Source organism: Bradyrhizobium sp. 14AA (assembly GCF_054185205.1).
Genome location: NZ_JAVAYM010000001.1, coordinates 79493 through 95489 on the forward strand (window position 1 = coordinate 79493; position 15997 = coordinate 95489).

The following is a 15997-nucleotide window of genomic DNA, read 5'->3' on the forward strand; positions in this document are numbered from 1 at the left end:
TCAGACGGATCCGGCTCGGATATCCTAGCGGCAGCGACGCGCTATCCGGCAAAAACCACGCAAATTGAACGACATCGCTGAGAATGCCGTACTTTCCGTAGGCTGGCATGAATGCTGCTTAATGACCGGTCAAAAGAAGCGACAGCTCTAAAATAGACAGCGCGAGGGGACGTTCAGATGCCAGGCAACATTCAACTCACGACCTAAAGCGACCGGGATATCGCCCGTTCGGCATTGCTGCGCGTCCGCATGAACGCGGGCCGCAATGAATGTTGGCGCTCGACTTCGGCTTGGCATGCAATGGAGAAGATAATGACGATCGCGGACGCTCACGATCAGGACCCGCAGGAAACCCGGGAATGGCTTGATGCCCTGTCGGCGGTCCGCGGCCACCGCGGCAACGAACGCGCCGAATTCGTCGTCAACGCGATGCTCGATGCGGCGCGACGTAGTGGCCTTGAGATCGAGCAGTCGCTGACCACGCCTTATTGCAACACGATACCCGCAGACCAGCAGCCGCCCCTGCCGGGCGATCGAGCCATCGAACACAAGCTTCGCTCCCTCATCCGCTGGAATGCACTAGCGATTATTCTGCGCGCCAACAAGGAGAGCTCGGAGCTCGGCGGCCACATCGCGAGCTTCCAGTCGGCTGCGACGCTTTACGACATCGGCTTCGGCCATTTCTGGCACGCTCCGACCGACACCCATGGCGGCGACCTGATCTTCGTGCAGGGGCATTGTTCCCCCGGCATCTATGCGCGCGCCTTCCTCGAGGGCCGCTTGAGCGAGGAGCAACTCCTTAGCTTCAGGCAGGAGACCGGAGGCACGGGTCTGTCGAGCTATCCGCATCCGTGGCTGATGCCGGATTTCTGGCAGTTCCCGACGGTGTCGATGGGGCTGGGGCCGTTGATGGCGATCTATCAGGCGCGGTTCCTGAAATATCTCGAGAACCGCAAGCTGGCCGAGACGTCCAATCGGAAGGTCTGGGCATTCATGGGCGACGGCGAAACCGACGAGCCGGAATCGCTCGGCGCCATCTCGCTCGCCGGCCGCGAGCACCTCGACAATCTGATCTTCGTCATCAACTGCAATTTGCAGCGGCTCGACGGACCCGTTCGCGGCAACGGCAAGATCGTTCAGGAGCTCGAAAGCGTTTTCCGCGGCGCGGGCTGGAATGTCATCAAGGTGCTGTGGGGCTCGGGCTGGGATCGCCTGCTGGAAAAGGACAGGAGCGGGCTGCTGCTCAGGCTCATGGAAGAATGCGTCGACGGCGAATACCAGGACTTCAAGAGCAAGAGCGGCGCCTACATTCGCGAACACTTCTTCGGCAAGTACGAGGAAACGAAGCAACTCGTATCCGACATGAGCGACGACGAGATCTGGCAGCTTGCGCGCGGCGGCCATGATCCCGAGAAGGTCTTCGCCGCCTACACCGCGGCCGTAAACCACAAGGGGCAGCCGACAGTCATTCTGCCGAAGACCGTCAAGGGCTACGGCATGGGCGAATCCGGCGAAGGCCAGATGATCGCCCATCAGGCGAAGAAGATGACGCAGGACGCGCTGCGCGGTTTCCGCGACCGCTTCCAGGTGCCGGTCGCCGACGTGGACCTGGCCAAGGTGCCTTTCCTCCGGCTGCCGGAAGATAGTCCGGAAATGAAGTATTTCCGGGCGCAGCGCGAAAAGCTCGGCGGCTACCTGCCGCAACGCCGGCGGAAATCCGCGTCCTTGCAAATTCCGCCGCTCTCGACGTTCCAGCGGCTGCTCGAAAATACCGGCGAGCGCGAGATCTCGACGACGATGGCGTTCGTGCAGTTGCTCGGCGCCCTCGTGCGCGACAAGGCGATCGGCAAGCACGTCGTGCCGATCGTGCCGGACGAATCCCGCACCTTCGGCATGGAGGGCATGTTCCGGCAGCTCGGCATCTATTCGTCGGTCGGTCAGCTCTACCGGCCGCAGGATGCCGACCAGCTGATGTACTACCGCGAAGACAAGAGCGGGCAGGTCTTCCAGGAAGGCATCAACGAAGGTGGTGCGATGTCGAGTTGGATCGTCGCGGCGACGTCCTACTCGACCAATAACGTGCCGATGATCCCGTTCTACATCTACTACTCGATGTTCGGCCTGCAGCGCGTCGGCGATCTCGCCTGGCTCGCAGGCGACATGCGGGCACGCGGCTTCCTGCTCGGCGGCACCGCGGGCCGCACCACCCTGAATGGCGAAGGCCTGCAGCACGAGGACGGCCACAGCCATGTGCTCGCGGCGACCATCCCGAACTGCATCTCCTACGATCCGACCTTCGCCTATGAGGTCGTGACCATCGTCCGCGAAGGCATGCGCCGCATGTACGAGGCGCAGGAGGACGTCTACTACTACCTTACCCTGATGAACGAGAACTATCCGCATCCCGCGCTGGCCGATGCGGGTGAAGGGGCGGAGGAGGGCATCCTCAAGGGCCTTTATCTCCTGAAGGACGGCGGCGAGACCGCGAAGAAAGGGCTGCGTGTCCAGCTCGTCGGCTCGGGCACGATCCTGCGCGAGGTGATCGCAGCCGCCGACCTGCTCAAGGCGGATTTCGGCGTGACCGCCGATGTCTGGAGCGCGACCAGCTTTAACGAGCTGCGTCGCGACGGCATGGCGGCTGAGCGCTGGAACCTGCTGCACCCGACCGAGCCGCGTCGCGAGAGCTGGGTGGAATCGCAGCTCAAGGGCCATCTGGGGCCGGTCGTGGCCTCCACCGACTACATGCGCAACTACCCCGACCAGATCCGGGAATACGTCCAGGCGGCGGGGCGCCGCTACGTCGTGCTCGGCACCGACGGGTTCGGCCGCAGCGACTATCGCGTGAAGCTCAGAAAGTTCTTCGAGGTCGATCGGCACTACGTCGCCGTCGCCGCGCTCAAGGCGCTCGCCGATGAAGGGACGATCAAGCCCGCCGTCGTGGCCGAGGCCATCGCGAAATACCAGATCGACGCCGGGCGCGCTGCGCCGTGGACCGTGTGAGCCAGGGAGCCGAGGGCAGAGCGATGAGTAGTCTGATCGACATCAAGGTTCCCGATATCGGTGACTTCAAAGACGTCCCGGTCATCGAGATCTTCGTCAAGCCGGGGGACAAGGTGAAGGCGGAGGATCCGCTGGTGGCGCTGGAGTCCGACAAGGCGACCATGGAGGTGCCGTCGCCGCGCGAGGGTGTGGTGAAGTCCGTGGTCGTCAAGGTTGGCGACAAGGTGAGCGAAGGTGTGGTGATCGTGCAGTTCGAGGGCGCGGGCGAGCACGCTGAAACGCGCCCGGTCGTCAGCGCACCGCCGTCGCCCGTCAGCGCGCCGGCGGGCGTCGCCGAGGTGCGGGTCCCCGACATCGGTGACTTCAAGGATGTGCCGGTCATCGAAATCTTCGTGAAGCCCGGCGACAGCGTCAAGGCCGAGGATCCGCTGATCGCGCTCGAATCGGACAAGGCGACGATGGAAGTGCCGGCGCCGCTCTCGGGCACCGTGCGGGAGATCAAGGTAAAGACGGGTGACAAGGTCAGCGAGGGAGCGATCATCCTCGTGCTCGCGACCGGCGACGCATCCGCTGCCGCGAGCCATGTTGCGCCCGCGCCGGCATCACCTGCGGCAGTCGCGGCTCCCGCGGTGCAAGCAGGCGGGATCGATGAACAAGCCTTCGCGCTGGCCTATGCCGGGCCGGCGGTGCGTAAGTTGGCGCGCGAGATGGGCGTCGACCTTGGCAAGCTCAAGGGCACCGGCAATCACGGCCGCATCCAGCGCGAGGACGTCGAGGCCTTCGCCAAGGGCGGCGGGGCCGCGGCCGCCAAGCCGCAGACTGCGGCAGCAAGCGGAGGCGGCGTTGGCGGCATCGATCTTCTGCCCTGGCCCAAGATCGATTTCGCAAAATTCGGTCCGGTGGAGCGCAAGGAGCTCGGCCGTATCAAGAAGATCTCCGCAGCCAATCTACACCGCAACTGGGTCGTCATCCCGCATGTCACGACCCATGACGAGGCCGACATCACCGAACTCGAGCAGTTCCGCGTGAAGATGAACAAGGAATTGGAGAAGAGCGGCGTCAAGCTCTCGCTGTTGCCGTTCATGGTGAAGGCAGCCGTCGCGGCGCTGAAAAAGTTTCCGGAGTTCAACGCCAGCCTCGACGGCGATACGCTGGTCTACAAGGACTATTGGCACATCGGCTTTGCAGCCGACACGCCGAACGGCCTGATGGTGCCTGTCATCCGCGATGCCGACAAGAAGTCGCTGCCGGAGATCGCCAATGAGATGAACGCGCTCGCCAAGCTTGCGCGCGAGGGCAAGATCAAGCCGGACCAGATGCAGGGCGGCACCTTCTCGATCTCATCGCTCGGCGGCATCGGCGGCATCTACTTCACGCCGATCATCAACGCGCCAGAAGTCGCGATCATGGGCGTGTGTAAGGGCTACTGGAAGCAGCATTCGCCTGACGGCAAGAGCTGGACGTCGCGCCTGACCTTGCCCCTGTCGCTGTCCTGGGATCACCGCGTCATCGACGGCGCGGCGGCCGCGCGGTTCAACGTCTACTTCGCCAACGTGCTCGCCGATCTGCGGCGCGTGCTGTTCTGAGGATCGGGGAAAAGCAGCATGGCTGAGCAGATCGAAGTCAAGGTTCCCGACATCGGCGACTTCAAGGACGTCGCGGTCATCGAGGTGATGGTGAAGCCTGGCGAGACCGTGGCGGTCGACACCAGCCTGATCATGGTCGAGTCCGACAAGGCGTCGATGGAGATCCCGTCCTCGCATGCGGGCGTCGTCAAGGACGTCAGGGTCAAGGTCGACGACAAGGTCAGCGAAGGATCCGTGATCCTGGTGCTGAAGACGACGGCAGCTGCGGCTGCGCCAGCGCCTGCGGCCTCTCCGGCTTCAAAGCCGGCTGCTGCGCCGCCGGTTGCGCCTGTCGCGGCGTCCCATTCGGGCAAGGCGGACATCGAATGCGACATGCTGGTGCTCGGCGCCGGACCCGGCGGCTACTCCGCCGCCTTCCGCGCTGCCGATCTCGGCATGAAGACCGTGCTGGTCGAGCGTTATGAGACGCTCGGCGGCGTCTGTCTCAACGTTGGCTGCATCCCGAGCAAGGCGCTGCTGCACACGGCTTCGGTGATCGACGAGGTCAAGCATCTGCCCGATCACGGAATCTCCTTCGGCGTGCCGCAGGTCGATCTCGACAAGCTGCGCGGCTTCAAGGACGGCGTCATCAAGAAGCTGACCGGCGGCCTCGCCGGCATGGCGAACGCCCGCAAGGTCGAGGTCGTGACCGGCGTCGGCGCCTTCCTCGATCCGCATCATCTCGAAGTCGTCACCGCGGGGGCTAAGAAGACCGTCAAGTTCAAGAACGCGATCATCGCCGCCGGCAGTCAGGCGGTGAAGCTGCCGTTCCTGCCCGATGATCCCCGCATCGTCGACTCGACCGGGGCGCTGCAACTGAAATCGATCCCTCAGCGCATGCTGGTGATCGGCGGGGGCATCATCGGGCTTGAAATGGCAACGGTCTACTCGACGCTCGGCACGCGCATCGATGTCGTCGAAATGCTCGACGGCCTGATGCAGGGCGCCGACCGCGACCTGGTCAAGGTCTGGGAGAAGATGAACGCCAAGCGCTTCGACAAGGTCATGCTGAAAACCAAGACGGTCGCCGGGAAAGCGACCGAGGCTGGCATCGAGGTGAGCTTCGAAGGCGCCCAGGCACCTGCCGGGCCGCAAGTCTATGACCTCGTTCTCGTGTCGGTCGGCCGCAGTCCGAACGGCAAGAAGATCGGTGCCGAGAAGGCCGGCGTCGCGGTGACCGATCGCGGCTTCATCGACGTCGACAAGCAGATGCGCACCAACGTGCCGCACATCTTTGCGATTGGCGACATTGTCGGGCAGCCGATGCTGGCGCACAAGGCCGTGCATGAAGGCCATGTCGCGGCCGAAGTTGCTCACGGTGAGAAATCTTATTTCGACGCGCGGCAGATCCCGTCGGTCGCCTATACCGATCCCGAAGTCGCCTGGGCCGGCAAGACCGAAGACCAGTGCAAGGCCGAGGGCATCAAGTTCGGGAAGTCGGTCTTCCCCTGGGCGGCATCGGGCCGCGCCATCGCCAACGGTCGCGACGAGGGCTTCACCAAATTGCTGTTCGATACGACGACCCATCGCGTCATCGGTGGCGGCATCGTTGGCACGCATGCAGGAGATCTCATCAGCGAAATCTGCCTTGCGATCGAGATGGGTTGCGAACCGGCCGATATCGGCAAGACGATTCATCCGCATCCGACGCTTGGCGAGTCCATCGGCATGGCCGCAGAGGTGTTTGAGGGCCACTGCACCGATCTGCCGCCGCAGAAGAAGAAATAGCGCGGCCTGCCAAGGCCGCACACAGCGAGATCAGGGAGGGAAACACCATGTCTGGAGCGACCATTGCGACGTCCGGAGCGATAGCTGCGCCGCAGAAGAAGCCGTTCTACCGGATTCTTTATGTTCAGGTGCTCGCGGCAATCGTGCTCGGTGTCCTCGTCGGCTGGCTTTGGCCGGATCTCGGCAAGAATGACTGGATCAAGGCGATGGGCGACGGCTTCGTCAAGCTCATCAAGATGGCCATCGCACCGATCATTTTCTGCACGGTCGTCTCCGGCATTGCCCACATTTCCGAGGTCAAGAAGGTAGGCCGGGTTGCGGTCAAAGCGCTGATCTATTTCGAGATCGTATCTACCTTTGCGCTGGCGCTGGGCCTGATCGTCGCCAACGTGCTTCGCCCAGGCTCGGGCTTCCAGGGGCAGTCGAACGCCGCAGCTGTTGCCGGCTACGCCAAGCAGGCGAGCGAGATGAAGTCGGTGGACTTCGTTCTGCACATCATTCCGGACACGGTCGTCGGGGCGTTCGCGCAAGGCGAGATCCTGCAGGTCCTGCTGTTCGCCATCCTGTTCGGCTTTGCGCTGATGGGGCTCGGCGAGCGGGCGCATACGGTCCGGTCGTTCGTGGACGATGTCGCCCATGCGATGTTCGGCGTCATCTCGATCGTGGTCAAGGTCGCACCCATCGGCGCCTTCGGCGCGATGGCCTATACGATCGGTCGCTACGGTCCCCAGGCGCTCGGCAATCTCGCCGGCCTGATCGCAACCTTCTATCTCACGGCGTTCCTGTTCGTGGTCGTTGGGCTCGGCATCGTCGCCCGCGTCGCCGGCTTCTCGATCTTCAAGTTCCTTAAATACATCAAAGACGAGCTGCTGATCGTGCTCGGCACCTCGTCCTCGGAGAGCGCACTACCGCAAATGATGGAGAAACTGGAGAAGCTCGGCTGCTCCAAGTCCGTCGTCGGATTGGTGGTGCCGACCGGTTACTCCTTCAATCTCGACGGCACCAACATCTACATGACCCTTGCGACGCTCTTCATCGCCCAGGCGATGAACGTCGAACTTTCCTTCGGCGAGCAGATGACGATCCTTGTCGTTGCCATGCTGACCTCGAAGGGGGCTTCGGGCATCACCGGCGCGGGCTTTATCACGCTCGCAGGGACGCTCGCCGCCGTCAGGCCCGAGCTGCTCCCTGGTATGGCGATCGTGCTCGGCATCGACAAGTTCATGAGCGAGTGCCGGGCGCTGACCAACCTCTGTGGCAACGGCGTTGCCTGCGTCGTGGTGGCGTGGTGGGAGGGCGAGCTTGATCGCGACAAGTTGCGCACGGGGCTCGAGCGGGACATCGATCCAGCTGACTTCGAGACAGCAGTCACCGAGGCACGCGGCTTCTGACGGCCGCGCGGAGTAAATGGCCATTCGTTCACATCAGACGAGAACGGGGAATTGATCATGACGGACGTGGTAATTGTCTCAGCGGCGCGAACGCCGGTCGGCTCCTTCAGCGGAGCGTTGGGCTCGCTGACTGCGCACGAGCTCGGTGCCGTGGCGATCAAGGGCGCCCTCCAGCGTGCCAAGGTCGCGCCCGAGGATGTCGACGAAGTCATTCTGGGGCAGGTGCTGTCGGGTGGTGAGGGCCAAAATCCGGCGCGACAGGCCGCGATGGCCGCCGGCATTCCCCAGGAGAAGACGGCGTGGGGCATGAACCAGCTCTGCGGCTCGGGCCTGCGGTCGGTTGCCCTTGGCCTGCAGCAGATCGCCAATGGCGATGCCAGGATCATCGTTGCCGGTGGCATGGAATCCATGTCGATGGCGCCGCATCTGTCGCACTTGCGGGGCGGCACCAAGATGGGGGACGTCAAGTTCGTCGATTCCATGCTGAAGGACGGCCTGATGGACGCCTTCCACGGCTATCACATGGGGGTCACGGCGGAGAACATCGCCGCCAGATGGCAGATCACCCGCGAGGAGCAGGACGCATTTGCGACCAGTTCGCAGAACAAGGCCGAGGACGCGCAGAAGGGTGGCCGGTTCAAGGATGAAATCGTTCCGGTCACCGTGAAGACTCGGAAGGGCGATGTTATCGTCGACCAGGATGAATATATCCGTCCGGGCACGACGCAGGACGCGCTGGCCAAGCTGAAGCCCGCATTCAACAAGGAAGGTTCGGTCACCGCGGGTAACGCCTCGGGCCTCAACGACGGCGCGGCTGCGCTGGTATTGATGAGCGCGGACGAAGCCAGCAAACGCGGCCTGACGCCGCTCGCGAGGATCGTGTCGTGGGCCACGGCCGGCGTCGATCCCGCGGTGATGGGCTCCGGGCCGATCCCGGCTTCGCGCAAGGCATTGGAAAAGGCCGGCTGGAAGGTCAAGGACCTCGATCTTGTCGAGGCCAACGAGGCCTTTGCGGCGCAGGCCATCGCTGTCAACAAGGACATGGGCTGGGATCCGTCGATCGTGAACGTCAACGGCGGCGCCATAGCCATCGGTCATCCGATCGGCGCATCTGGCGCCCGCGTGCTGACGACGCTGTTGTTCGAGATGCAGAAGCGGGGTGCGAAGAAGGGGCTTGCCACCTTGTGCATCGGCGGCGGCATGGGTGTCGCCCTGACGGTCGAACGGTAGGACAGCCGGTCATCGCAACCGGAGCGGAATGAACGCGGACGGCATGACGCCGCCCGCGCGTGATAGCGGCTGGCCGAGAGCCGGCAATGGTTGAACCGATCAGGATCAGGAGGGGATCATGTCCAGAGTTGCAGTGGTGACCGGCGGAACGCGCGGTATCGGTGAGGCAATTTCGATCGCGCTCAAGGCCGCTGGCTACAAGGTGGCCGCGAGCTATGCCGGAAATGACGAGGCGGCTGCGAAGTTCAAGAGCCGGACCGGCATCAACGTCTACAAATGGGACGTGTCGAACTACGACGCCTGTGCCGCCGGCCTGAAGCAGGTCGAGGCCGATCTCGGTCCGGTGGATGTGCTGGTCAACAACGCCGGCATCACCAAGGACGGCATGTTCCACAAAATGACGCCAGAGCAATGGTACGCGGTCATCAACACCAATTTGAACTCGCTGTTCAACATGACGCGGCCGGTATGGGAAGGCATGCGCGCGCGCAAGTTCGGCCGCGTGATCTGCATTTCTTCGATCAACGGCCAGAAGGGCCAGATGGGCCAGGTCAACTACTCCGCGGCCAAGGCCGGTGACATCGGATTCGTGAAGGCCTTGGCCCAGGAGGGCGCCCGCGCCGGTATCACCGTCAACACGATCTGCCCCGGCTATATCGCGACCGAAATGGTCAAGGCGATCGATCCGGATGTCGTTGCAAAGAACATCCTGCCGCAGATTCCGGTCGGCCGGCTGGGCGAGCCGCAGGAGATCGCGCGCGTAGTGGTGTTCCTTGCTTCCGACGATGCCGGCTTCATCACGGGATCGACGATATCGGCGAATGGCGGCCAGCACATGATCTGAGGCCGCTCAATAGCAAGGAGGCCGCGTACCGGCCTCCCGAACGAGGGAATCAAGTCGAGGGACACGATGGACCGGGATCTCAAGGAAGCCGCACTCGAATATCATCGTCTGCCAACGCCGGGAAAGATCTCCGTGATCCCGACCAAGGCGATGGCCACCCAGCGCGATCTGGCGCTTGCATACTCGCCCGGCGTGGCGGAGCCCTGCCTGGTCATCGCCGCGGATCCGTTGCAAGCGGACGTGCTGACGGCGCGCAGCAATCTCGTTGCCGTCGTCACTAACGGCACGGCGGTGCTCGGTCTCGGCAATATCGGCGCGCTGGCTGGAAAGCCGGTCATGGAAGGCAAGGCGTGCCTGTTCAAGAAGTTCGCAGGTATCGACGTGTTCGACATCGAACTCGCCGAGGAGAATCCTGATGCGCTGGTCGAGACGATTGCCCGGATGGAGCCGACGTTCGGCGGCATCAACCTGGAAGACATCAAGGCGCCGGAATGCTTCTATATCGAGAAGAAGCTCCGCGAGCGAATGAATATCCCGGTCTTCCACGACGATCAGCACGGCACCGCGATCATTGCAGCGGCCGCGATCCTGAATGGACTGAAGCTGGTCAAGAAGGACATCGCGGACGTCAAGCTGGTGTGCTCCGGCGCCGGCGCTGCGGCGCTCGCGTGTCTCGATCTGATCGTGAGCCTCGGATTGCGCCGCGAGCGGATCATCGTGACCGACGCCAAGGGCGTCGTGTATGCGGGCCGCACCGAAAGCATGGACGACAACAAGGCGCGCTATGCCGTAAAGACGGAGGCGCGCAAGCTGGATGACATCATTCAGGATGCCGACATCTTCCTCGGCTTGTCGGCCGGCAAGGTGCTGACGCCTGAGATGGTCAAGAAGATGGCGCGCGATCCCCTGATCTTTGCGATGGCCAATCCGATCCCGGAGATCATGCCGGAGGACGCGCTGGCGGTTCGTCCAGACGCGATCATCGGCACCGGGCGTTCGGACTATCCCAACCAGATCAACAACGTGCTGTGCTTCCCCTTCATTTTCCGCGGTGCGCTCGACTGCGGCGCGACCACCATCAACGAGGAGATGAAGCTCGCGACGGTGCGCGCGCTCGCCGACCTCGCGATGGCAGAGGTGCCCGAGGTGGTCGCAACCGCCTACAAGGGCGAGGACCTTCGCTTCGGGCGCAACTACCTCATTCCAAAACCGTTCGACCCGCGTCTCATCGAGATGATTGCGCCTGCGGTGGCGAAGGCGGCGGCCGACACCGGTGTTGCAAGGCGTCCGATCACCGATATGGACGCTTATCGGCAGAAGCTGAGCCGTTTTGTCTACCAGTCCGGCAACGCGATGCAGCCGGTCTTTTCCCTGGCGAAAGGCAGCGGAAAATCGCTCATTCTCGCAGAAGGGGAGGATGAGCGGGTTCTGCGGGCCGCACAGGTCATTGTCGACGAGCAGATTGCGAGACCGCTGCTGCTTGGCCGGCCGGCCACGATCGAACAGCACATCAAGGCCTTTGGTCTCCGGCTCAGGCCAGGCCAGGACTGCGAGATCGTCGATCCGCACGATGCACAGGTCTATTCCAAATGCGCCGAGGTCTATCACGCGCACAGGAAGCGCGACGGTGTCTCGGCGGCGCTGGCGCTCTCCGAGACACGTAGCAATGCGACGGTACTGGCTTCGATCCTGCTCGAGAGGGGCGTGGGCGATGCGATGCTATGCGGCGTCATCGGAAGGACCGCCGATCATCTTGCTGCCATCCGCAACGTGATCGGGCACAGGGAGGGCACGCGGACGCTCGCGGTGATGCAGATGCTCATTCTTCAGCAGCATCAGCTCTTCATCTGCGACACCCACTGCAATCTGAATCCGACTGCCGGGGAGGTCGCCGAGATCGCCCTGTTGGCGGCTGCGGAGGTCAGGCGCTTCGGCATTACGCCGCGGGTGGCGCTGTTGTCGCATTCGAGCTTCGGCAGCTCCCCGATTCCGGAGGCTCGCAAGATGCGGGAGGCGCGTGCCATTGTTCGCGAGCGATCCCCGGATCTCCTGGTGGAGGGCGAGATGCGCGGCGACGCTGCGCTGTCTCAGTCGGTTCGCGACTACGAGTTTCCCCATTCCGGGTTCGAGGGACCGGCGAACGTCCTGGTCATGCCGAATCTGGACGCCGCCAACATCTCCTACAATCTCTTGCGCATGGCGGCGGGACAGGGCCTGACCGTGGGCGGTATCCTGCTCGGCGCCGCAAGGCCCGCCCATATTCTCACGCCGTCCTCCACCGTGCGCCGCATCGTGAACATGGCGGCCGTCGCCATTGCGGACGTCGTTTCGGACAGGGATTGATCGACGAAAAGGCGGTTGGCGAGCTGTGAAGGCGATCGGTCGAGGCCACCATGAGTAATCCCCAGCCGGGCAAGTCTCGGGTCGTGATCGTCGGAGGTGGAGCGGGAGGATTGGAACTCGCAACCCGCCTCGGCGACAAATACGGACGAAGAGGAAAGCTCGAAGTTACGCTGATCGAGCGAAACCGCACACACGTGTGGAAGCCGAAGCTCCATGAGATCGCGGCCGGGAGTATGGATATCGCAGCACACGAGGTCGATTATCTCGCGCAGTCCTACTGGCACGGCTTCCGCTATCGTATTGGCGACATGATCGGCATCGACCGGACGCGGCGTCAGGTGAGGGTGGCGCAGTACGTCGATTCCGAGGGACGGCAGGTCACGCCCGAGCGCTCCTTCGACTACGACGTGCTGGTCGTTGCGATCGGAAGCCAGAACAACGACTTCGGCACGCCCGGCGTCGTCGACCACGCGATCAAGCTGGAATCGCAGGTCGATGCCAAGCGATTCCATGAGCGCATGGTGAATGCATGCATCCGAGCACATGCGCAATCCTCGCCGCTGGGCGCGCACCAACTGAAGGTCGCGATCATCGGGGCGGGCGCGACGGGTGTCGAGCTTGCGGCCGAGCTCCACCGGACGACGCGCGAGGTGGTAGCTTACGGGCTCGACCAGGTCGATGCCCAGAACGACATCGGAATCACGCTGATCGAGGCCGCCGACCGGGTTCTGCCGGCGCTGCCCGAGCGCGTTTCGAGGGAGACGGAGAAGCTGCTGGCCAGGCTCGGTGTCGACGTGCTGGTGGGCGCCAAGGTCTCGGCGGTCGCGGCAGACCGCGTCAGCCTTGCCGATGGCCGGACCATTCCAGCTGAACTGATCGTCTGGGCCGCGGGGGTCAAGGCGCCCGACCTCTTGAAGGACATCGCTGACCTCGAAACCAACCGCATCAACCAGCTCGTCGTGCGTCCGACGCTGCAAACGACCCGCGACGACAACATTTTCGCGATCGGCGATTGCTCGGCCTGCGCGTGGGGCGAGCGTGGCAATGTCCCGCCGCGTGCGCAGGCAGCGCATCAGCAGGCCTCGCACCTCTATTCGCAGATTCCCCGTTTGCTGGAAGGCAAGCCGCTCAAGCCCTATCACTACAGGGATTTCGGGTCCCTGGTGTCACTCGGCGAGTTCTCCACGGTCGGATCGATGATGGGAGCTCTGGTCGGCGGTAATCTCGTCTTCGAGGGCATCTTCGCCAGGATGATGTACCTCTCTCTTTACAAGATGCACGAACATGCGCTGCACGGGTCCGTGAAGGTGACGCTCGATACGCTCGCGCGCCTGATCACGCGGCGGACCGAGCCGCATGTGAAGCTGCATTGATTGCGCGCGACGGCAGACAGCGCTGCAGTTCCGTGACGGGACGGTATCGAACGGGGAGGGATGCTGATGGATGCTGTGATCCTTGCGCGCGTGCAGTTTGCCGCAAACATCACGTTCCATATTCTGTTTCCCTCGATCTCGATCGCATTGGGCTGGGTCCTGCTATTCTTCCGCCTGAAATTTCTGCGCGCTCGCGATCCGCAGGCGAAACTGGACTGGCTCAATGCCTATCGCTTGTGGACGAAGATATTCGCCCTGACATTCGCGCTCGGTGTCGTGAGCGGTGTCACCATGAGCTTCCAGTTCGGCACCAATTGGCCGGGCTATATGGAGCGCGTCGGCAACATTGCAGGTCCGCTGCTCGGTTATGAAGTGCTGACCGCGTTCTTCCTCGAGGCCGGCTTTCTCGGCGTGATGCTGTTCGGTCACCGGCGGGTCGGCGAGATGATTCACCTCGGCTCGACCTGCCTCGTCGCGCTCGGCACGCTAATGAGCGCATTCTGGATCCTGGCTCTCAATTCCTGGATGCAGACGCCGGCGGGATACGAGATCGTCAACGGCGAATTTCACGCGCGGAGCTGGCTCGAAATCGTCTTCAATCCCTCCTTCCCCTACCGTTTTGTTCATATGATGCTGGCATCGTCGCTGACCTGCGCGTTCCTGCTGATCGGGATCAGCGCATGGCAGATCCTGAAGGGCGTCGCACACAGCAGCGCTTCGCGCGTCCTGCGGAGCGCGCTTGTGCTGGCTGCGCTGGCCGCGCCTGCGCAGATGGTGGCCGGCGATCTTCATGGACTCAACACACTGGAACATCAGCCCCAGAAGATCGCTGCCGTCGAGGCGGTCTGGGAGACGACGCGCGGAGCGCCGCTTTTGCTGTTCGCCATCCCGAACAGCGCGACGCGGTCGAACGAGTTCGAGCTCGCGGTTCCGAAGCTCGCAAGTCTGATCCTGCGCCACGACCCAAATGGAGAGATCCGGGGGATCAACGAATTCCAATCGGCCCATCCGCCTGTCCTCCCATTGTTCCTGGCATTCCGGATTATGGTCGGAACCGGCATCCTGATGCTGCTGGTGAGCTGGACCGGCCTCTGGAAATATTGGCGTAGCAGGTGGGATGTCGCCCGGATGCCGCGATCGATGCTCAAGCTGTTCGCGGCAACGACCTTCGCCGGTTGGATTGCCACGATCGCCGGTTGGTATGTTACGGAGATCGGACGCCAGCCTTTCATCGTCTCGGGGCTGGTCCGGACGAGCGATGTCGCCTCCCGCGTCCCGTCGTCCAACATAGCCGTGACGCTCGGCGTGTATGTCGCGCTCTACGTCGCGCTGCTCGTGGCCTATGTCGGTGTACTGAAATACATGTCGGAAACATCGGACAAGAAGCTGCGTGCGATCCGACCGGTAGAACTGACGGATGATCCGCAGCAGCAGCTGGGCAGCGGAGAATACGCATGATCTCGATAAGCTTCGATGAGGCATTGCCTCTCATTTTCATCGGGTTGATGGGAGTGTCGCTGCTCGTTTATGTCGTGAGCGACGGCTACGACCTCGGGGTCGGCATGCTGATGCACAGGGCCTCGCCCGAGGAGCGTGACACCATGGTTGCCTCCATTGGCCCGTTCTGGGATGCGAACGAGACCTGGTTGGTCCTTGGCGTCGGGCTCCTTCTGGTCGCCTTTCCCAAGGCGCACGGTCTCGTTCTCTCGGAACTGTACCTGCCGACCACGCTGATGCTGGTCGGCCTGATCCTCCGCGGCGCGGCGTTCGACTTCAGGGTGAAAGGAAAGGTCGATCGTAAGCCGATGTGGGACCGGCTGTTCATCGCCGGCTCGATGTTGGCTTCGCTCTGCCAGGGTTGGATGCTCGGCCGCTACATCAGCGGCTTTGGCGAAGGTTGGAACTATCCGATTTTTGCCGGTGCCATCGCGCTTGCCCTGCCGATGGCCTATGCCCTGCTCGGCGCGACATGGCTGGTGATGAAGACCGAGGGCAAGCTTCAGGAGAAGGCGATCACCTGGAGCAAGATCGCGTGGCCCCCGATGGTGCTCGGCCTGATCCTGATCTCCATGGCGACGCCGTGGATCAGCGAAACCGTTCGCCTCAGGTGGTTTACCCTGCCTGCGCTGATCGCGGTGGCATCGATCCCGATCACAGCGGGGATCGCGCTGCTTGCGGTGCGTCTCCTGCTCGGTTCTGCTGCTGTGCGGAGCAGCCTCTGCTGGTTGCCTTTCGCGCTTCTGGTGCTGGTCTTCTTCCTGAGCTTCCTGGGTCTGAGCTATAGCATCTATCCCTTCGTCGTGATCGACAGATTGACGGTCTGGCAGGCCGCCAGCAGCCCCGCATCGCTCAAGGTCATCCTGATCGGCGTGTGCGTGACAGTGCCTGTCATCGTCGCCTATACCGGATTTTCCTATCGCGTATTCCGGGGCAAAACCATAGAGTTGGACTATGCGTGACGGG

Annotated in this window: 10 protein-coding genes; all 10 read left to right on the forward strand. The window is 62.9% G+C overall.

Features of this window, described 5'->3' with window-relative positions; translation table 11 throughout:
• The first annotated feature begins 312 nt into the window (after positions 1-312).
• The 10 genes from aceE (at position 313) to RAD15_RS00415 (ending at position 15993) form a co-directional block, all read left to right on the forward strand.
• The gene (gene aceE / locus RAD15_RS00370) at positions 313-3000 is read left to right on the forward strand and encodes a pyruvate dehydrogenase (acetyl-transferring), homodimeric type (RefSeq protein ID WP_458173262.1); all 2688 of its coding nucleotides are present in this window, start codon (positions 313-315) and stop codon (positions 2998-3000) included.
• Between the two features lie 23 nt (positions 3001-3023).
• Positions 3024-4586: a dihydrolipoyllysine-residue acetyltransferase gene (locus RAD15_RS00375; RefSeq protein WP_458173264.1), complete on the forward strand. Its 1563-nt coding sequence runs from the start codon at positions 3024-3026 to the stop codon at positions 4584-4586.
• 18 nt (positions 4587-4604) lie between these two features.
• Entirely contained in the window at positions 4605-6353 is a 1749-nt protein-coding gene (lpdA, locus tag RAD15_RS00380) for a dihydrolipoyl dehydrogenase (protein ID WP_458173266.1), read from the forward strand.
• Positions 6354-6400: 47 nt separating this feature from the next.
• The gene (locus RAD15_RS00385; RefSeq protein WP_458173268.1) at positions 6401-7744 is read left to right on the forward strand and encodes a dicarboxylate/amino acid:cation symporter; all 1344 of its coding nucleotides are present in this window, start codon (positions 6401-6403) and stop codon (positions 7742-7744) included.
• A 57-nt stretch (positions 7745-7801) separates the two neighbouring features.
• The gene (locus tag RAD15_RS00390) at positions 7802-8974 is read left to right on the forward strand and encodes an acetyl-CoA C-acetyltransferase (RefSeq protein ID WP_458173270.1); all 1173 of its coding nucleotides are present in this window, start codon (positions 7802-7804) and stop codon (positions 8972-8974) included.
• A gap of 118 nt (positions 8975-9092) precedes the next feature.
• The gene (gene phbB / locus RAD15_RS00395; protein WP_458173272.1) at positions 9093-9818 is read left to right on the forward strand and encodes an acetoacetyl-CoA reductase; all 726 of its coding nucleotides are present in this window, start codon (positions 9093-9095) and stop codon (positions 9816-9818) included.
• Between the two features lie 66 nt (positions 9819-9884).
• Positions 9885-12161 carry an NADP-dependent malic enzyme gene (locus tag RAD15_RS00400; RefSeq protein WP_458173274.1) on the forward strand — a complete coding sequence of 759 codons (2277 nt, stop codon included), beginning with the start codon at positions 9885-9887 and terminating at the stop codon, positions 12159-12161.
• Between the two features lie 50 nt (positions 12162-12211).
• On the forward strand, positions 12212-13534 hold the full coding sequence (locus tag RAD15_RS00405) for an NAD(P)/FAD-dependent oxidoreductase (RefSeq protein WP_458173276.1): 1323 nt from the start codon (positions 12212-12214) through the stop codon (positions 13532-13534).
• A 66-nt stretch (positions 13535-13600) separates the two neighbouring features.
• Positions 13601-14992 (forward strand): cytochrome ubiquinol oxidase subunit I, encoded by a 1392-nt coding sequence (locus tag RAD15_RS00410; protein ID WP_458173278.1) that lies wholly within the window; start codon positions 13601-13603, stop codon positions 14990-14992.
• Positions 14989-15993 (forward strand): cytochrome d ubiquinol oxidase subunit II, encoded by a 1005-nt coding sequence (locus tag RAD15_RS00415; protein WP_458173280.1) that lies wholly within the window; start codon positions 14989-14991, stop codon positions 15991-15993. Before RAD15_RS00410 ends, RAD15_RS00415 begins: the two co-directional genes overlap by 4 nt.
• Positions 15994-15997: the final 4 nt, after the last annotated feature.